The organism is uncultured Butyricimonas sp. (genome assembly GCF_959596855.1).
Lineage (GTDB): Bacteria > Bacteroidota > Bacteroidia > Bacteroidales > Marinifilaceae > Butyricimonas > Butyricimonas muris.
In genome coordinates this window covers 289129-308859 of the sequence record NZ_CAUFYA010000001.1, presented here as the reverse complement: position 1 = coordinate 308859, position 19731 = coordinate 289129, and the positions used below count along the sequence as shown (strand labels likewise).

At 48.3% G+C, this 19731-nt stretch carries 13 protein-coding genes; 5 read left to right on the top strand and 8 right to left on the bottom strand.

Annotated features, from left to right (window positions below; genetic code table 11):
* Positions 1-148 precede the first annotated feature (148 nt).
* Positions 149-1063, top strand: a complete 915-nt coding sequence (locus Q5866_RS01185) for a YafY family protein (protein WP_292264889.1) — start codon at positions 149-151, stop codon at positions 1061-1063.
* Between the two features lie 146 nt (positions 1064-1209).
* Here the strand turns inward: Q5866_RS01185 and Q5866_RS01180 are convergent, their stop codons facing one another.
* Positions 1210-2583, bottom strand: coding sequence for a dipeptidase (locus Q5866_RS01180; protein WP_303178226.1), 1374 nt, complete (start codon positions 2581-2583; stop codon positions 1210-1212).
* A gap of 296 nt (positions 2584-2879) precedes the next feature.
* Between Q5866_RS01180 and Q5866_RS01175 the strand changes: the two genes are divergently transcribed.
* From Q5866_RS01175 to Q5866_RS01165, 3 genes are all read left to right on the top strand, one after another.
* Entirely contained in the window at positions 2880-3818 is a 939-nt protein-coding gene (locus tag Q5866_RS01175; RefSeq protein WP_099291269.1) for a ribose-phosphate pyrophosphokinase, read from the top strand.
* Positions 3819-3960: 142 nt separating this feature from the next.
* Positions 3961-4680: a pirin family protein gene (locus Q5866_RS01170; RefSeq protein WP_227217006.1), complete on the top strand. Its 720-nt coding sequence runs from the start codon at positions 3961-3963 to the stop codon at positions 4678-4680.
* Positions 4681-4844: 164 nt separating this feature from the next.
* Complete coding sequence (locus Q5866_RS01165) at positions 4845-5708, top strand: VIT1/CCC1 transporter family protein (RefSeq protein WP_303178223.1); 864 nt, start codon at positions 4845-4847, stop codon at positions 5706-5708.
* Here the strand turns inward: Q5866_RS01165 and Q5866_RS01160 are convergent.
* Genes Q5866_RS01160 through Q5866_RS01130 form a run of 7 tightly spaced genes read right to left on the bottom strand, consistent with a single transcriptional unit; the run spans position 5672 to position 16454 of the window.
* Positions 5672-7141 (bottom strand): sodium:solute symporter, encoded by a 1470-nt coding sequence (locus tag Q5866_RS01160; protein WP_303178221.1) that lies wholly within the window; start codon positions 7139-7141, stop codon positions 5672-5674. The two genes, Q5866_RS01165 and Q5866_RS01160, sit on opposite strands and share 37 nt — an antisense overlap.
* Before the next feature lie 51 nt (positions 7142-7192).
* Positions 7193-7516, bottom strand: coding sequence for a DUF2149 domain-containing protein (locus Q5866_RS01155; protein ID WP_099291273.1), 324 nt, complete (start codon positions 7514-7516; stop codon positions 7193-7195).
* Complete coding sequence (locus tag Q5866_RS01150; protein ID WP_186974840.1) at positions 7513-8115, bottom strand: MotA/TolQ/ExbB proton channel family protein; 603 nt, start codon at positions 8113-8115, stop codon at positions 7513-7515. The genes Q5866_RS01155 and Q5866_RS01150 overlap by 4 nt, the downstream gene beginning before the upstream one ends.
* On the bottom strand, positions 8115-8813 hold the full coding sequence (locus tag Q5866_RS01145; RefSeq protein ID WP_292264898.1) for a hypothetical protein: 699 nt from the start codon (positions 8811-8813) through the stop codon (positions 8115-8117). The genes Q5866_RS01150 and Q5866_RS01145 overlap by 1 nt, the downstream gene beginning before the upstream one ends.
* 2 nt (positions 8814-8815) lie before the next feature.
* Complete coding sequence (locus Q5866_RS01140; RefSeq protein ID WP_303178217.1) at positions 8816-13135, bottom strand: cobaltochelatase subunit CobN; 4320 nt, start codon at positions 13133-13135, stop codon at positions 8816-8818.
* Between the two features lie 19 nt (positions 13136-13154).
* On the bottom strand, positions 13155-15389 hold the full coding sequence (locus Q5866_RS01135) for a TonB-dependent receptor (RefSeq protein WP_303178215.1): 2235 nt from the start codon (positions 15387-15389) through the stop codon (positions 13155-13157).
* A 36-nt stretch (positions 15390-15425) separates the two neighbouring features.
* Positions 15426-16454 carry an HmuY family protein gene (locus Q5866_RS01130; RefSeq protein ID WP_099291278.1) on the bottom strand — a complete coding sequence of 343 codons (1029 nt, stop codon included), beginning with the start codon at positions 16452-16454 and terminating at the stop codon, positions 15426-15428.
* A 498-nt stretch (positions 16455-16952) separates the two neighbouring features.
* Between Q5866_RS01130 and leuS the strand changes: the two genes are divergently transcribed.
* Positions 16953-19724 carry a leucine--tRNA ligase gene (leuS, locus tag Q5866_RS01125; RefSeq protein ID WP_303178213.1) on the top strand — a complete coding sequence of 924 codons (2772 nt, stop codon included), beginning with the start codon at positions 16953-16955 and terminating at the stop codon, positions 19722-19724.
* The last annotated feature ends 7 nt before the right edge of the window (positions 19725-19731 follow it).

Below are 19731 nucleotides of genomic sequence, written 5' to 3'. Positions count from 1 at the left end.
ACAAATTTACAATTTTATCACGAAATAAACAACGTTCGTGGGTTGTTGCAAGAACTTTAATTTATGACAAAGAAAAACGGGAACAGGGACAGAATATGGCACGCACTCGAAAAAAATATTATCTTTAAACCGTTTTACACGACATATTATGGCAAAAAGCGACTACACCAAGCGATATTTATACATCATCCGCAATGTACAGGAACACCCTTACATCTCCGGTAAAGAATTAATCGAACACGTGTCACGGCAACTCGTTCTACACGACTCGGAAGCCACCTCCTTCTCTACCCGCACCCTGAAACGGGATTTACAAGAAATACGTGACAAACTCGGTTTTGCCATAGAATGGGACAACCGAAGAAAAGGATATTACATCCCTGACAATGACGAGGCAAACGACCCGGAGGGAATCGCCCGCTTCTTGGAGTCTTTCGAGATTCTAAACTCCCTGAACGCGGACAACGGGCTGTCCCGCTTTGTTTTCCCGGAACACCATCACCCTTCCGGTACACAACACCTCTACCCCCTTGTTCAAGCGATGAAAGAAAATCGGCTTATCACTTTCAATTACTACAAATTCCGGGAACAATTAATGACCTCCCGCGAAGTAGAACCATACGCCGTGAAAGAATGCAGGGGACGCTGGTACCTAATCGGGAAAGAATCCGGTTCGAACATATTTAAAACATTCAGCTTAAACTACATCACGAACTTAAATATCACCCCACGCGCTTTCAAGAGAAATAACACTATCGACATCAACCTCTCCTTCCGGGATTCTTTCGGGATTATAAACGACGAGAAATTTCCCGTCGAGGACATCACCCTATCGTTTGACGCCCTTGACGGGCAATACATAAAAACGAAACCCTTCCACCACTCGCAACAAATCATAAAGGACACTCCCGACGAGTTCTCCATCACCCTTCGCTTGCGCATCACGAACGATTTTGTCATGGAACTCCTTTCCAGAAGCCGCTCCCTGCGAGTTATTCAACCATTAAATCTCAAGGCAAGAATCAACGAAATCTATCGGCAAGCCTTACTACGCAACTCCTGAAAGCCCCTAGAAATTCACGACCTTTTACCTTGGATTATTGGAATCACCAAACAACCATACATCACGAACACATTAAATATAAAAGACAAAAAAATCGCCAAATCCGTTACTTGGGTTTGGCGATTTTCTTGTTAAATTAAAGTGCCTTACTTCTTCATCATCTCCCCGAAATACTTGTAGAATAACGGGATAGTCGTGATTCCGTTGTAGAACTGCTCCAACGGGTAGTTCTCGTTCGGCGAGTGGATAGCGTCAGAGCCTAAACCGAAGCCCATCAGCACAGACTTGATGTCTAACACTTCTTCGAAAGTGGCGATGATTGGGATACTTCCGCCGGAACGTACCGGAACGGGTTGCTTTCCGTACACTTCCTCGTATGCTTTTTCGGCAGCCGCGTAAGCCGGAAGGTCAATCGGGCACACGTAAGAAGGTCCCCCATGCAGGTATTCCACTTTTACCTTCACGTAATCGGGAGCGATAGACTCGAAATATTCCTTGAATAATTTCGCAATTTTCTCGTGCTTCTGGTTCGGAACCAAGCGGCAGCTAATCTTGGCGTAAGCTTTTGACGGCAAAACGGTTTTTGCACCTTCTCCAGTGTAACCGCCCCAGATACCGCAAACGTCAAACGTCGGGCGAATACCCGTGCGCTCGTTAGTGGCGAACCCTTCTTCGCCTTTTACTTCTTTGATATCGAGAGATTTCTTGTAATCTTCCAAATTAAACGGAGCCTTTGCCATTTTAGCACGTTCCTCGGCACTTACTTCCAGCACATCGTCGTAAAAACCGGGTATCGTGATATGTCCTTTCTCGTCCTGCATCTCGGCAATCATCTTGCACAACACGTTGATCGGGTTTGCCACCGCACCACCGAAAATACCGGAATGCAAGTCAGCGTTCGGTCCGGTCACTTCTACCTGCCAGTACGCCAAACCTCTCAACCCGGTCGTGATAGAAGGTACATCGGGAGCAATCATACTCGTGTCGGAAACCAGAATCACGTCAGCTTTCAGCATATCTTTATGCTCTTTGCAGAACTTCGGCAGGTTAGGAGAACCAATCTCTTCCTCTCCCTCGATCATGAATTTCACGTTGCAATTCAACTTGCCGGACTTCACGAGATACTCGAAAGCCTTGGCATGCATGAAAGCCTGTCCCTTGTCATCGTCAGCCCCGCGAGCCCAAATCCTGCCGTCCTTGATAACGGGTTCGAAAGGCTTCGTGTTCCACAAGTCGATCGGGTCAACCGGCATCACGTCCATGTGCCCGTAAACCAACACGGTCGGGAGAGCAGGATCTATGATCTTTTCCCCGTACGCCACGGGATTTCCGTCTGTTTCATACACTTCTGCCCGGTCAGCCCCGGCGGCTAACATGATCTTGGTCCATTGCTCGGCACAACGGTACATATCCGGCTTATGCTCGGACAATGAAGAGATTGAAGGAATCCGGATTAACTCGAACAACTCGTTCAGGAAACGCTCCTTGTTCTCTTCCACGTACTTTTTGATTTCTTCCATTTACTTGAATATATATTGATTAATAAATAATAAACACGCTTTCGCCGTGTAAATATAATATATTCGGGTGAAGGAATCAAACGGTACGCGTAAAAAACGCTCCCGTTTAATCCCTTCACCCGGTTGCAAGTTACAGGTTTACAAGTTATAAGTTCAATACCCAAAACCTGCAACTTGCTAAGTTGTAACTTGTAACTGTTTTGACAAACGTATTTATCGAAACTTTTCAACATTTCAACATGCTATCTAAGATTAATTTTCTATTTTTGCCAAGTGTTTCAACTAATGATTTAGATATGTCAAATTTGCCCGAAATTAAAGTTTTCGCCGGAGAAAACAGTCGATACATTGCGGAAAGCATCGCTAGTTCTCTTGGGCTTGAGCTCGGTAAAAAAACGTTTACAAGATTCAGTGACGGAGAATTCGTCACCTCTTTCGACGAAACGGTGAGAGGGGAACATGTGTTTATCGTTCAATCAACCTTCCCACCAAGTGATAATCTCATGGAGTTACTCTTGATGATTGACGCGGCTAAAAGAGCGTCAGCCTATAAGGTAATCGCGGTAATTCCCTACTTCGGGTTTGCCCGTCAAGACCGGAAAGACAAACCGCGTGTTGCTATCGGGGCAAAACTTGTAGCCAATATGCTGCAAGCTGCCGGGGTAGACCGTGTAATGACGATGGACTTGCATGCCGATCAAATCCAAGGATTTTTCGATATTCCGGTAGATCACTTGTACGGTTCCACGATATTGATTCCTTACATCAAATCGTTGGGATTAAAAGATTTCGCCATAGCTTCTCCCGACATCGGTGGTGCCAAGCGAGCCAATTCGTGGGCAAAATACTTCGATTCGGGCTTGATCATTTGCCACAAAACCCGTATCAGAGCCAACGAAGTAGCCGACATGAAAGTAATCGGAGATGTTGAAGGCAAAAACATTATCATCGTGGATGATATGATTGATACCGCGGGTACAATTTGCAAGGCTGCCGATATGCTCGTTGAGGCGGGAGCAGCCAGTGTACGTGCCGTGGCTACTCATGCCGTTCTCTCGGGCAAAGCATACGAGAACATCGAGAATTCAAAACTCACGGAAGTGATCTTCACGGATTCCATTCCGCAAAAACAAGAATGCTCGAAAATCAAGGTATTGCCTATCGCCCCGATGTTTGCAGACACTATCCGCAACATTTACGAGCACAAGTCCATTAGCGACCATTTCCTTATGTAACTTTTCTTTCTATAATAAAAGTTCAAAATCACAAGAGGCTGTCCAACACAAACGGACAGCTTCTTCGTCTTCACGAGAAAGATACCCCAACTTTTACACACCGCTCACGTATAACATTTATACAACAAAAAAAATAAAGGTTATGAAAACAATATTACATAGAGCTGAAAGCCGGGGATTTTTCGACCACGGGTGGTTAAAAACCCACCATACATTCAGTTTCGCGGATTACTACAACCCGCAACGCATTAATTTCGGGGCTTTACGAGTTCTCAACGACGACCGGATTGAAGGCGGCACGGGATTTGACCTGCACCCGCACCAGAACATGGAAGTGATTTCCATCCCGTTAAAAGGGGATTTGGAACATCAAGACAGCCTCGGTCACAAAGATACCATTCAAGAGGGTGAAATACAAGTAATGAGTGCCGGAACGGGTATCATGCACAGCGAGTACAACCGGAACGACGACCGTCCCACCGAGTTCTTGCAGATATGGGTATTCCCGAACAAGAAAAACGTTCCACCCCGATACGAGAACGCCGTTATTTCCGATCTGGTACAACGCAACGAAATCAGTGAAATTGTATCTCCCTACCCCGGGAACGCCAAAGGGCTATGGATATATCAACAGGCTTGGTTCTCCATCGGCGATTTGGACAAAAACGTACTGCAAAGCTACAAGATGAAATCAAAAGACAGCCTTGGCGTCTACATTTTCATCATCGAGGGCGGCATCACGATAAAGGAGCTGGAATTGAAACGCCGTGACGGTGTAGGCGTGTATGACACGGAAGAAGTCGAATTCAAAGCCACAGAAAAATCACGGGTATTATTTATAGAAGTTCCACCCTATCAATAATATATAACACACGTGAAAAAACCGTATCCCCAAAGATACGGTTTTTTTCATGTCAACCCTGTATCAAGTTAACCTCCTCTAAAAAAAGAGGACTTTTACAAACCAAAACAAATCTATCCCGTAAGGAAAAACCAGTATTATCATTTTTCAAACAAAGAACACAAATGACACCGGAAGATATAAAACAACTTGTTGCCTTTCAAGTAAATGAAATCACGGAAAGTAAAATTTACAGCCGACTGGCAAACATACAAAAGGACACGCACAACAGCGAAGTATTGAAGGAGTTATCCGCCGAGGAACTCAAACACTACCATATCCTAAAAAAATACACGGGCAAAAGCCCTTCTCCCAAGCACTGGAAAATCACACTCTACGTGTTGATTGCCCGTTTTTTCGGTCTTACTTTCGGGATAAAGCTCATGGAGAAAGGAGAAGTTCACGCGCAAGACTCTTATCGTAAATGGGCAGACGAGAAAGATTTGCAGACCATGGCAGACGAGGAAGAAGTACACGAGAACAAACTCATCGGACTGCTTGATGAAGAAGGGCTCAATTACATGGGAGCAGTGGTACTGGGACTGAACGACGCTCTGGTAGAATTCACGGGAGCCTTGGCAGGTTACACTTTCGCCCTGCAAAATCCCAAACTGATAGCCTTGACCGGAAGTATCACGGGTATTGCCGCCGCCCTCTCCATGGCGGCTTCCGAATATCTTTCCTCCCGCACAGACAATGACGGGAAGAACGCGATAAAAGCGGCAATATACACCGGGATAGCTTATATCATCACGGTAGTCGTGCTCATCATGCCTTTCGTTGTCATGTCGAACCCGTACCGGGCATTGGTCGTTTGCCTTACCGGGGCAATCACGATCATCGCGATATTCAACTATTACTATTCTATCGTGAAAGACGAAAACTTCAGAAAACGCTTTCTCGAAATGGCGGCGATCAGCCTTGGCATAGCGGCAATCAGTTTCGGTATCGGTTACGCTTTAAGAGTCGTCACGGGCATAGACTTATGACGCTTTTCCCGGATAAGCAACAGTCCGAGGTAGCACAGCAACCCGTTGAGCAAAAGAATCTCGAAACCGAACTTATACCCGAAAAGCAGTTCTTCCGAGTAACAATTCACCACGTAAGACAGCACCGGGGAAATCAAGCACACGAGAGGAATATACTTTTCCCGCACTTGGCAGCGGGTAGTCAACCCGAAGGCAAAAAGCCCCAGCAACGGACCGTACGTGTACCCCACCGCTTTAAAAAGAGCCGAGATCACGCTCGAATTATTCAACTCCCGGAAAAGTACCACGACAAAAATCATCAACAAAGAGAAAACGACATGCACCCCCATACGCTTTCTCTTATCCCGCTTATTCCGGGGATCTATTTTCAAAAAATCAATACAGAAAGAGGTTGTCAACGAGGTCAGCGAAGAATCGACAGAAGAATAAGCCGCCGCCGTGATTCCCAGCAAAAAGAATATTCCTGCCGCCGTACCGAAATAATTTAACGATAAAAACGGGAACACATCGTCCGACTTCCCCGGCAACACGATCCCCTCCCGTTCGGCATACATGTACAATAAGGCTCCCAGCATAAGAAACAACAAATTCGTCACCAGAAAGAGAAACGAAAACGTGAACATATTCGTCTTACAATCCCGCAGAGAACGGCAAGTCAGATTCTTCTGCATCATATTCTGATCCAACCCGTTCAAACTGACCGTGATCGCTATTCCCGCCAAGAACTGCTTCACCGTGTTCTGCCCCGAACGCCAGTCAAAATCGAACACCCGCGAGAGAGGACTCTCTTTCACCGCCGCCACTGCCGATGAAAAATCGAGTTCCAACGCTTCATTCACCACGGCAATCGTCAGACCGACCGACACCAGAATACATATCGTCTGCAAGGCATCCGTCCACACGATCGTTTTTATACCTCCCCGCACGGTATAAATCCACACGAAAGCAATCGTGACAAACACCGTCACGGGAAACGGAATCCCCACCGCGTCAAAAAAAGCCAACTGTAACACCCCCACGACCAAGAACAAGCGGAAGGAAGCCCCCACCAACTGCGACACGATAAAGAAAAAAGAACCCGTCAACCGGGCTTTCTCCCCGAATCGGGAACCCAGCCACGAGTAAATGGAAACCAGATTCTGTTTATAATACAAAGGCAAAAGCACGAGGGCAATCACGATATACCCCACGCAATTGCCCGCAACCACTGCCAGATACGTCCAATGTGTATTGCCGACCTCCCCGGGAATGGAAATAAAAGTCACCCCGGAAAGCGTAGTCCCAATCATCCCGAAAGCCACCAGATACCAAGGCGAATTTCGGTTTGCGGTAAAAAACATCTCGCTATTCGCCTTTCTGGTTGTCACGAAGCCAACCAGAATCAACAACAGAAAATAAGACAGCAATATCGCTAAAACTACACTCGTGGACACAGACAATTGTTTTAAATTCCACGACAAATATAGTCACTTTACGCTCCTTTTCTATTCCGGGACATAAATAATTTCACCATTCTCAAGTTCATAGGCAATCCCCACCTTCTTTCCCCGCTTACCCGATTTGTCTTGATTTTCCGAGGGAGTGTAACGATTGATCTTCTCACCTTCCTTGGTAATGATCTCCATATTTTCCTTTCCCGGGTTCTTCACCATGGTGAAATCCTCTGTCGAAAGCATTTCCGTCATATTATAGCGAGTCACCAGCGCAACCATTAACGCCACGGCAAACACCATTGCCACGTCGAAAAGATTGGATACCGCACTAATCGGATCATTATCCTCCTCCTTCTTCAACAAATTGCGTTTCATTTTCGTTCATTCTTTTCGTTCAACACCTCGACCAGACATTCCAGATTAGTCATATCCTGCAAATACCAACGTTGTTTCACTTGCTGCGTCAGGAAACCGATAGCTCCCGCCACCAGACCGATCACCGTCGTGGCAAAAGCCACCTGCATATTATAAGCCATAGAAGCGATATCACCCGTCGACAACCCTACCAACGCCGGTCCCATGGGAATCAAGGTTCCCATCAACCCGAGAATGGGCCCCAGCTTCGTCAACGTCTTGGAAGTTGCCAAATCCTTATCGGCGGCAATCTCGAAATTCGCCAACAACCGCTGCACTTGGGCTTTATTTCCCTGTTCCGCCAATATCCGTTTCATAAACATCACCACCAATGAACTACTCTTCTCCGGCAACTTGGAACCGAAATGATCGATATTATCCACATGCAGCGTTTCCATCTGCTCCCGGATCAACTTGTCCGTCTTGCGAATAGAAACATACTGACCGAAAAAACTGCCCACCAGCAAAAGGGAGCGGAAAAACAATAAAATCAACAATACAATAACAGGCACCAACAATCCTGTTGATATCCAAAACATGATATCAGAAATCGCGTTCATTATCTTTTCAATTTAAAAGTTAGTTTTCTTTTTATTACATACACGATCCACCCCACGACAGCCCCCACCGCGAAAAGTCCGATACAGCCGGACATTGCCGACCAATCGACTCGCGTCGTCCCGTCCACGGCAGTACGCCCGTTCACAGTAGCGATAATCCCCAGAACGGCCGCCAGAGCATTGGTCAGGAAAAACAATTCCAACCGCAATTCCGCCTCCGGCAACAACCACTTGATAAACCAACGTCCCAAGGGAACAACTACCGCAATAAACAAGGCAAACAACCAAGCGATTAATTCAAACGACACACCCGGGAATGTAAATATCGTTTGCGTGAGCCCGAAAAACAATACCGGCAATATCAACACACCCGGGAACCGGTACAACACCCGGTAAGCCCACATCATACGCCGCTTCACGGGAGAGAAATTCGCCACGTGAACCGACAACAGGCAAAAAGCCATTTGCAGGGACAGTTCCAGTGTCAGAATCACCGATGTATCCAGCATCAACTGATTGTCGGACAACCAATCCGCGATCTGCGTCTTCGATTGCTCGATAGCGTAAGGCCATACCAGCAACACGAAAACCGCGGCAATACCGGTAGCGACAAGCGTCGCTACCGGTTTCCAAAAGGTCTGCTTCAACAAAAAATTAAATGCTGTCAATAGAATCAGAATCCAAACTATCGTATCCATGATTACATACTGCTTTTACGTCTTTTCCTCATCAAGACCGCCAAACCGATCAACACCACAATCACCCCTGCCGCAATCCACGGGGTACTCACCCGATTCGTGCGCTTCTGTGTTTCCGAGGCTATCTCGTCTTTCTTCATCACCACCCCTTTGGACCGGTCTGCCGCAACCTCCCTCACCTGCTGAATACTGTTCCGGTACTCTTTCGCCGCTTCGGGAGTCGCTTTGGAAGCGATAAAATCACGCAATTTGGCATTATCACACACAAATCCGGAACATGCCGGTTTATGCTTCTTGATCAAATCCATGTGTAACTCCGACAAATCCGCCAACTGCTGCTCGGTAGCCTTCCACATCCCCTTACGCACGGTTTCCATCATAATGGCAGTGATCTCCTGCAATGCGGCAGGACTCACTTTCTCGAAGAAATCCTGCACCCCGAGGTCAAATTTATCCTTCACGTACACGTTATAAATCTCGTCCCACATCTCGTTGTCAATCACCGAAGGTTTCATCACGTTCCACCCGTAAGTATTACGGATAATTTCAGTAAAACCGAACGCGGAGGTTGCTTCTCCTTTCATTTTTTCTTTAATATACGAGGGATTGAATATCGTCGTTCTGGATTCCACCCCGATCGCCTCCTTCACCTCCTGCATCTTGTTATTATTCCGGTTCCGGTAATCACTCAGGTAAGCATCCGGGTCTTTCCCCGTCACATTACGCACGGCAAGATTCATTCCGCCCATGAACTCGTACACGTGATCAAGACTCAACGCTCCCCACGTGTTACTCTGTCGGGGTTGTACCACCACGTCCGTGCGGGTTAGCGCTGCCTCGAAAGCGAATTGCCTGAATTTCTCCCAATTCTTCTCGCTACCGTAGTAAGCCCCCATGTTATTCAAGTAAGTCGCCGCGATTTCCGATTCACTCTCCCAGCGATCTCCCGCCTCTACCATCCCCGTGATTCCGGTTCCGTAACCGCCATTCGCACCCCCGAACACCCGGAATGTCGAAATCTCACGGGCATCCTTCGGGGAAATCCCCTTATCAATCAATGTCCTCTCCGCTTCCAGCACTCCGGCAGCCACTTGATTCTCGTATTTATCATCTTTGGCAGCCGCTGCCATTTCCACGGCTCTATTCACGAGGAAAAGACGGGAAGCCGCAATATCCCGCAACTGCCCGGAAGTCTGTACCACCACGTCTACCCGGGGACGTCCCAACTCGGCAGAAGGAATCAGCTTCAAATCGCTCACCCGCCCGAAAGCATCCCGCACGGGCTCCACGCCGAGCATATACAACACTTGGGCTATCGTGGCTCCTCCCGTTTCGATAAACTCGCCGGACCAAAGCGTGTAGCTCACCTTCTTCGGGAACTCCCCGTCATGCCGTTTCCGGTACATCTCGATAGTACTCTTTGCCAACTGCATCCCTTTCTCCCAAGCGGACTCCGTGGGAGTTTCCTCCGCGTTAATGGCAAAAAGATTGCGCCCCGTCGGCAAGGTGTTCGGGTTCACGATAGGATCTCCGCCGGGCGAAGGAGCCGTGTACCCACCATTCAAAGCGTTCATCAACGACTGCAATTCGACTGCCGGACTTTCTGCCAAAGCCCTTTTGTAATTATTCACGTTCTTCAACGTCTTCTCCACCTCCATGATGGCAAGAGCCTTGTTCACCTCCTCTTTCGAGTACTCTTTCGCTTTCTTGCCCATCATCGCTTTCATCATGGCACTCATATCGGGCTTATCCTCTCCCGGCTTCGACATAGAGGCTTTCACCTTCTCTATCGCTTCCTTGGGCATACCCATTTTTTCCGCCATCTTCATCATTTCCCCGGGAGTCTTGCCCTTGCCCGTCTGTTTCATCATCTCCTTCATCATCCCGGACATTCCCTCTTCCTTCTTTTCATCTTTCACGGTCGGTTGCTTTGCCGTCGCCGCCATCACCATCGCCATCATCCCCTTGGGCGCATTCCGGTCCGCATCAATCTCCCGGGCTTGAGCCAACTCCCCGCTCGTGATTCCTGCCACCCGGCAAATAAACTCGTCGTTCACGTTCTCTCTCCCGTTCAACAACCTCCCGACCAACTTCTTCGCCGGCTCCAGATAACGTTCGGTAAAAATAGCCTTCCGCTTCAATACCCCGGCCTCCGCCTTTCCCCGCAACTTATCCAACGCGTATAACCCGTAAGCAATCGGGTCGGTCGCCATAGAATAAACGGAAGACTCTATCCGGGCAGCCTCGTAAGGCACTCCCATAGAGTACAACTGTCCGGTCACCTTCTCCGCCGCCAGTTCATCCGCAAAGTTTTCAATCTTCAAAACCTCTTCCTCGGTATAGGGAACCGTCAACACGCTATCCAACCCCAACTCCCGGTGCATGCCCAAGGAAACCGCCAACTCTTTCACCGCCAAGGAAGCCTGCTCCACGTCCTTCGCGTTGGCGATACCCTTCTCCGGGTACAATTTCTGGTTGTATATCTTTATCTTTTCCGTCAGACTCCGGTAAATACCCCACACGTTACTCTCCATAAACGGGGGAGTCAGATAGGATTGCAACATCCCGTATCCCCGACGTTTGGCAATCATCCCCTCGCCCACGTCGCCAATGGAATAAATATACAAGTGAGGCACACTGCCCACGAGTCTGTCCGGCCAATCCAAATCGCACAGGGCTGCCTGCTTCTTGGGCGTAAACTCCAGACTGCCATGCGTCCCGAAATGTATCATGGCATCCGCCTTGAACCCGTATTGCATCCACAAGTAAGCCGCAATATAAGAATGAGGGGGAGCCGCATCCGTCCCATGCACGATCTGGAAAGCGTTATCCCCGCCCCCGGCAGCGGGTTGCGGCATTATCACCACGTTCCCGAACTGTATCCGGGATATTCCCAGTATCCCGTCAGCGGGACTCATGTATTCCCCGGGAAATTCCCCGAAAGCGGCAACCACCTCGGCATATTTCTCCGGGCGCAGGGCTTGTTTCACCCAACTCTCGTACTCCTCCCTCGAAATCAACAAAGGGTGACTCTCTTTCAAGAAACGATCTACCACGCCGTCGGCATAAGTCCCGAACACGGCACCTTCCGCCATGATCATTTTCTCCAGTTCCTTGTGATTTGCCGGAAGGCCGTCCACCCGGTAGCCCTCCTCTCTCATCTTCTTCAAAAGATTGTACAACGAGGGAACCACTTCCATTCCCGCCGCGCTCATGGCACTCTGTCCCGGTCCTTTATAGTAATAAATCACCACCCGTTTCTCGCTATTCGGCTTATCCCTCAAGGCAAACGTTTTCTGTATATTCTCCACGTATGTTCTCAAACGGGAAGGCTCCGCGTAGGAATGGCGTAATCCCTCCTTGTCCTTATACTGGGCGAACAAAGCCGACGTGCGGATAGCCCCGTCTATTTCGGGCGTAACAATACTCTGGGACATAAACCCGCCGGACATTCCCATGGGATCGCGTTCCCATTCCTCCACCAGATTATTCACCGTCAGCGGCGCGAACAACAGAATATTACGTTCTTTCAAATAACGCACCATGTCATCGCCCAAACGGCCGTGCGCCATATTAATTATCGCGTCCGGGGCAATCTCCCAGATAAAATCAAGCAAACGCCGCAACGACAACACCGGGTAAACATTATACCCGACCCGTTCCAGCGTGTCGATTAACCCCGTGGCATCGGCCATCTGTCCCGTCACCACGATTTTTTTCGCCCCATCCCTGTATAATTTCTTATCTTTCAAATATTTCTCGTACTCCCCGACAGACAGAAAGTCCAGTTCCTCCCCCGGCTTGTCCAAATCCGCATGGTACAGGATATCCGATGCCCGCTCGATCGGCTCCCCCGGTTCCTCGACAGCAATCATCACCTTCCTGTCAATATTCTTCCGCACGTAATTCAGCAAATTCTTGTAATTCCGCCTGCCCCCGCTACCGAGATAAGCCCGCAAGGCAGCCTGATCGACCGAATCTATCGTGCATATATTATTCGCCGGGTTCGTCGCCATCGTCGTGAACACCGGTACACCCTTGTCCGCCGCGTTTTGTATCTGCTGCCGCTGTTCTTCCACGACACGCAACCCCATCCCGTTCACGAACACCATATCGAAGCCGGACAAACGCCCCAACTCCTCGACGGGAACCTCCTGCAATTGAATAAATGAATTGTCATTCGCCTTCGCGATACTCCCCATCGTCATCGTCTGGAAATTCACGAAAGCAATCCTCGTGGTCCCGAACCATACACGATACCCCCACACTCCCAACAAGATCACGACCAAAAGACATCCCCATTTAAGCCATTTCTTTTTCATCCGTTTTCTTTTTATCTGATTATAATTTAAACAAATCCGCCAAATTCACGGACAACGTCCCGAGCACCCCTATTCCTCGTTGCGGGGTAACCGATTGATCGGCAGTCACGTTTTTATCCTTGAAATTAAACAGGTTATCCAGTCCCGCCGTAAAACGGAACCCTCGCGGGAAACGCCCGCTAAGATTCAACGCGCAAAACGTCCGGCTGTCATATTCATTCTGCACGTAACCGCCCGCGCTATTCTTGTACCACGTTTCCACCGAGGACATCCAACGCCCGTTCAGTGCCACCGACAGCGTCACCTTCCCGAACGTCTTGGAATAATTCGCCGTGAACGTCACGCTATGCGGACGATCACTCGCCATATTATACCCGTCAACCTCGGAATGTGCGTCAATATAGGCGTACGCACCGCGCAACGTCAACCCGTTCCTGAAACGGAATTGCGCCATCACATCCACCCCCGTCCTTGTCGCGTTATCCGCGTTATAATATTGCTGGTTCTTCCCGTCCGAAGACAACCCCAAACCGATCTCGTCGAAATACCTCGTGTAGTACCCGGATACCGAACCGTTAAAAATCCCCCTCGTCACCTCCGCCGACAACGTCCCTTGGTGACTGATCTCCGGTTCCAAATCCTCGTTACCGTAAATCATAAAGAAACCTTGTCCGCCCATATCATACTCGCTGTGCAACTCTTTCAACGAAGGTATACGGAATCCCATCCCGTAACCGCCACGCAAAGCCAACACCCCGTACCTGTACATCAACGATATTTTCGGACTCGCATGGAAACCGTATTCCGAATGGCAATCCGACCGCACACCCGCCAGAATACTAAACGAATCACTCACTTTCCAATCCTCCTGCAAATACAACACGTAAGTCTGCGCGTCAAACTTTTTTCCCGACCCGTTATCAAACCAGTAATGCTGCAACCGCTGCGTGTTCATCTCGATCCCCGCAGTCAGCGTGTGTCTGTCATGGAGATATCCCGTGTAATTCAACCGCATGTTATGGGTCATATCCCCAAACCTCTTTTCCGCGGGAGATTTTTTATACTCTATTTTCTTCTCGTAATTCTCGAACACGTACGACAAATCCAGAATATGCCTATCATTTATCGCGTAAAACATCTTCGGGTTGAGCTTGTAAGTCGAAAACACATCCTGTTCCTTTTCCTGTATATATTCCAGAATATGATTGTTATAATACGTTCCGTCCAACGATACACGGAAGCGATCGTTAAACGTGAAACTCAATTTCTGGTTCACTTGCCAAATCTCGAACCCCTTAACGCTCGTCATCCCTTTGGTCGAAGTATCCGCGACGACCGAATCCCGGTCATACATATCCTTGTAGTGCGTGTATTGAATTTGCCCGACCTCGTCTTTCAGCGCGTAAGCATCCCGCGTGCGATAAGAAAGCGACGTCAACGCGGAGAATCGCCCTTGCTTCGTACCCAATGACAGCGAATACTTACTCTCGTCGTTATTACCGTAACGGACGGAAGCGTTTCCCGTGAAGGGACGATCGGCATCCTTCGTGATAATATTCACCACGCCCCCCATCGCCTGCGAACCGTACAACGTCGACATAGGTCCTTTCACCACCTCTATCCGCTCGATATTATCAACATCAATCAAACTATAATCTATATTATTACTGGAACCTTCCCCCGATACGCGTTCCCCGTCAATCAAGAACAACACGTATCCCCCCGCCGAGCCTTGGAATTTCAATTCCGGCAAACCCGAACCGTGAGCCAACCCGAACTGCAATCCCGGCATCTCGTACTCCAACAGACTCTGCAAATCCAAAGGATTGATTTGTGCTATATCCTCTCGTGAGATGACACGGGTCAGCACGGGTACATCCTTCAACGGTTTCATCGTGCGGGTTCCCGTGATCACCACCTCGTTCAGCGCGTTATCACCCGGAGCCAGCGCGAAGTGAAACAAACTATCCAGACCGGGAACTACTTCCCGTTCCTTCGGGGCATAACCCGTGAAACTAACTCTTAACACACATTTCTCCCTCGACGTCAGTTTTACCGTGAACTCCCCCTTCGCATTCGTTCCCGCACCGACAACAGTCCCTTTCACCCACACGGAAGCCCCTGCCAGCGGTTCCCCTTTCTCGTCCACGACTACTCCTTTTACCTTAAAAGAGGGAGCCTCATTCTCGTGTTCATCCGCCATTAAACACGGGGACAAAAATATCAAAAACAATATCAACAATCCGTTTCTCATCTGCTTCTCCATTGAACCAAGCACGGCTTCCGCGCGTTACTTTAGAGGATATTCGTAATCAAACGCGGCATATACCTTCTCGTTCTTATCATTGGAATAATCCGTGAATCTTATTTTAGCATACTCCCCGGCTGCCGTTTTCAACACGAATACATTCTTATTGATCTCGTAAGTATAAGGCGGCATCGAACCTGTCGGGGTTGCCGTCACCCAACCACACAATACTTCATTCAATTTCGTGGACTGATACCCCACGAAACCTTCCATCATGTTCGTCATATCCACCATTACTTGGTGATCGTCCGTGTCAGCCGTGAAATTCTCCCCGGTTACGGAAGACAAGGTTACCGCATCAAGGTCGAACGTGTTCAATTTCACCGCACCCCCGCCGTTCGTCTTGACATCATACTTGTGGAAAGCAATATCCCAGTCAAAAGAGGTTTCGTCCCCATTCAACATATAGACCTTGTTATCCCTCTCTTTCACGGTATAAGTCCCAGTGATCGCCATAGGCATAGCGCCCGGCTTAAAAGTCACCTTTATACTTGCCGCACTTCCGGCTGCCGCACCTATTCTTCCGCTGAAAGTTACTTCCTTGTACACCGTGGTTGTTTCTCCGTTGACCACATCGACACTTGTCGGTACTCCCGTCAACACCCACTCTTCCCCGTCCCGCGCTATTGCCGCTTTCGCCGATAAAGAATAAGGCTCCACATCACCACTCATGCTGAGCATCAAACTATCCAGAGAAAGCAATACCGAATCCTCGGCAATTGTAGAAATAATCAACTTCACGCCCTCTTGATTCCCGTAAGAACTCCCCATAACGGAGATATCTAAATCACCCTTGTATATCCCGGTGATACCACCTTCTTGGGATTTCACGCTAAGCGTCTTCACGGTACCCGTCTTAAAATCAAAATACGTCCACGCGTCATAATCGGCGGCAGCAACCACGGTGGATTCACCATCCCAACCACTACCGTTATCGTCATCAGAACAAGCTGTAAAACAGGCAACACACAACATCAGCCCCCACGCAATAAACTGATTCATCTTTTTCATTATATAAAAATTTTAATTTAACAGACTATTTATCGCTACAAAAGTATATCCCCGAACATCCCCTCACAATCCCCAAAAATGAGGAAAAACAGACTCCATTTCATCTATATTAGGGATTCTTCCTTAAATTTCACCACGGTACAAATAAGATATCACGTCAGTCACTAAACATCTGGATTACAATAATAAAATACATATCAATTCCATATAAATTCCGCATCACTTCCGTGTAAAACGCTATTAGTTCCCTATTAAAACCCTATTAAAACCCTATACAGTAATAGCGTTTTAATAGCTTACTAAAAGCTTAGTAAAAACTTTATAAGCGGAATTGAACCGGAAATCATACGGAATTCATACCGGATTTATATAGGAAAAGAGTACATCCTCTTACAATATTAGGTAATCACCCCTATGACATAAAATAATAAAAGAGTTTCCGACTTCTGTATTTTTATTACCTTTGTCATTCATTACGAGAACTAAAAAAAGAATAACATGGAATACAATTTCAAGGAAGTCGAGAAAAAGTGGCAAAGCTACTGGCAAGAGAACAAAACTTACCGGGTTGAAATGGATCCTTCCAAACCCAAATATTACGTGCTGGACATGTTCCCTTATCCCTCCGGGGCAGGGTTACACGTCGGACACCCGCTAGGCTACATCGCTTCCGATATCTATTCCCGTTACAAGCATTTGAAAGGTTTTAACGTGTTGCATCCCATGGGGTATGATGCCTACGGACTGCCGGCAGAGCAATACGCCATCCAGACAGGGCAACACCCGGCTATCACGACGGAGAAAAATATCAACCGCTACCGGGAACAAATGGACAAGATCGGCTTCTCGTACGATTGGGACAGAGAAATCCGTACCTGCGACCCGGGATATTACAAATGGACACAATGGACTTTCATCCGGATGTTCAACAGCTATTTCTGTTACGACGAGCAAAAAGCCATGCCGATCAGCGATCTGGTAAAAGCTTTTGAAACGGTGGGTACGGAAGGACTGAACGCGGCATGCGGCGAAGAACTGCATTTCACTGCCGAAGAATGGAAAGCCAAATCGGAGAAGGAGAAACAAGAGATATTATTGAATTACCGCATCGCTTACCTTGCCGACACGATGGTGAACTGGTGCCCGGAACTGGGAACCGTGCTTGCCAACGACGAGGTGAAAGACGGGCTGTCCGAACGAGGCGGTTATCCCGTGGTACAGAAGAAAATGCGCCAATGGTCGCTCCGCGTATCCGCCTATGCCCAACGGCTATTGGACGGATTGGATAAAGTGGAATGGTCGGATTCGCTGAAGGATATTCAACGCAACTGGATAGGTCGCTCGCAAGGTGCCGACGTGATTTTCGACGTGAAAGATTCGGACGTGAAACTGGAAATCTTCACCACCCGCCCGGACACGATATTCGGGGTGTCATTCATGGTGCTGGCTCCCGAATCGGATTACGTGAAACAGCTGACCACCCCGGAACAGGCGGACGCCGTTGCCGAGTACTTGGACTACGTGTCGAAACGCACGGAACGGGAGCGCCAGACGGAAGTGAAAAAAGTGACCGGAGTATTTACCGGTTCATACGCCATTAACCCGTTCACGAACGAGGCGATACCCGTGTGGATCAGCGAATACGTGCTTTCCGGCTACGGAACCGGAGCAATCATGGCAGTACCGGGACACGACAGCCGCGACTACGCTTTTGCGCGTCATTTCAATCTCCCGATCGTTCCCGTGATTGACGACGGGGAAGGACACGATATGTCCGAAGGATCATACGACACGAAAGTCGGCAAGATGATTAACAGCGGTATTATCAACGGCATGGAAGTAAAAGATGCCATCGCGTATATCTCGCAAGAAGTCGAGAAAAGAGGAATCGGTAAAAGCAAGATCAATTACCGTCTGCGGGATGCCATTTTTAGTCGTCAACGATACTGGGGCGAACCGTTCCCAGTGTATTACAAAGACGGTATGCCATATATGCTCGACGAGTCAAAATTGCCGCTGGAGTTGCCGGAGGTAGATAAATACTTGCCGACAGAAACAGGAGAACCGCCTCTAGGTCGTGTACAAGACTGGAAAACGGAAGAGGGTTATCCTCTGGAATTAAACACGATGCCCGGCTTCGCGGGTTCCTCGGCGTATTTTTTACGCTACATGGACCCGCACAATGACAAGGCTCTAGTAGATAAGGACGTCTGCAATTACTGGAAAAACGTGGATCTTTACTTGGGCGGGACAGAACACGCCACGGGACATTTGATTTATTCCCGTTTCTGGAACATGTTCTTGCATGATATCGGTGTTGCCACCGAAGAAGAGCCTTTCAAGAAACTAATCAACCAAGGTATGATTCAAGGACGTTCGAATTTCGTGTACCGGATACAAGGCACGAATACGTTTGTTTCCCTCGGGTTGAAGGATCAGCATAAGACCACGGAGTTACACGTGGACGTGAATATCGTGAAGAATGACGTGTTAGACGTGGATGCGTTCCGTGCATGGCGACCGGAATTCGCCAATGCCGAGTTTATCCTCGAAAACGGGAAATACATCTGTGGCTGGGCTATCGAGAAGATGTCCAAGTCCATGTTCAACGTGGTGAACCCCGACACGATTATCGAAGAATACGGGGCTGACACGTTGCGCCTGTACGAGATGTTCCTCGGACCGCTGGAATTCAGCAAACCGTGGGACACGCAAGGTATCGACGGGGTGTACAAATTCCTGCGTAAATTCTGGCGCCTGTTCCAAAACGGCGAAGATTTCAGCGTGAGCGACGAGATGCCGACCAAAGAAGAATTGAAAGTACTGCATAAAACGATCAAGAAGGTGGAATACGATATCGAGAACTTCTCGTTCAACACGTCCATTCCCGCTTTCATGATCTGCACGAACGAACTGACAGCCTTGAAATGCAATAAACGGGCTATCCTCGAACCTCTCGTGATCACCCTCGCTCCTTTTGCCCCACACATGGCAGAAGAACTGTGGAGCCTGCTAGGCCACACGAAAAGCATCACGAAAGAAGCCTTCCCGAAATGGGAAGAAAAATACCTCGTGGAAGACGAGTTCGAATACCCGGTTTCCTTCAACGGCAAGGTACGTTTCAAACTCGCCATGCCCGCAACGGCAACCAACGCAGAGATTGAAACAGCCGTAAAAGCCTCTCCGGACTTCGCGAAATGGATGGACGGGAAGGAAATCAAGAAAATGATTATCGTACCGAAAAAAATCGTGAACGTGGTGATAGGATAATAATAAA

What these genes read in the sequence shown, in the direction of transcription:
- Q5866_RS01130 (WP_099291278.1), bottom strand. Translation starts at nt 16,454, where the DNA reads ATGAAAAAGATGAATCAGTTTATTGCGTGGGGGCTGATGTTGTGTGTT.
- Q5866_RS01150 (WP_186974840.1), bottom strand. Translation starts at nt 8,115, where the DNA reads ATGAACGCGATTTCTGATATCATGTTTTGGATATCAACAGGATTGTTG.
- Q5866_RS01175 (WP_099291269.1), top strand. Translation starts at nt 2,880, where the DNA reads ATGTCAAATTTGCCCGAAATTAAAGTTTTCGCCGGAGAAAACAGTCGA.
- Q5866_RS01170 (WP_227217006.1), top strand. Translation starts at nt 3,961, where the DNA reads ATGAAAACAATATTACATAGAGCTGAAAGCCGGGGATTTTTCGACCAC.
- Q5866_RS01180 (WP_303178226.1), bottom strand. Translation starts at nt 2,583, where the DNA reads ATGGAAGAAATCAAAAAGTACGTGGAAGAGAACAAGGAGCGTTTCCTG.
- Q5866_RS01165 (WP_303178223.1), top strand. Translation starts at nt 4,845, where the DNA reads ATGACACCGGAAGATATAAAACAACTTGTTGCCTTTCAAGTAAATGAA.
- Q5866_RS01135 (WP_303178215.1), bottom strand. Translation starts at nt 15,389, where the DNA reads ATGAGAAACGGATTGTTGATATTGTTTTTGATATTTTTGTCCCCGTGT.
- Q5866_RS01145 (WP_292264898.1), bottom strand. Translation starts at nt 8,813, where the DNA reads ATGGATACGATAGTTTGGATTCTGATTCTATTGACAGCATTTAATTTT.
- leuS (WP_303178213.1), top strand. Translation starts at nt 16,953, where the DNA reads ATGGAATACAATTTCAAGGAAGTCGAGAAAAAGTGGCAAAGCTACTGG.
- Q5866_RS01140 (WP_303178217.1), bottom strand. Translation starts at nt 13,135, where the DNA reads ATGAAAAAGAAATGGCTTAAATGGGGATGTCTTTTGGTCGTGATCTTG.
- Q5866_RS01155 (WP_099291273.1), bottom strand. Translation starts at nt 7,516, where the DNA reads ATGAAACGCAATTTGTTGAAGAAGGAGGAGGATAATGATCCGATTAGT.
- Q5866_RS01185 (WP_292264889.1), top strand. Translation starts at nt 149, where the DNA reads ATGGCAAAAAGCGACTACACCAAGCGATATTTATACATCATCCGCAAT.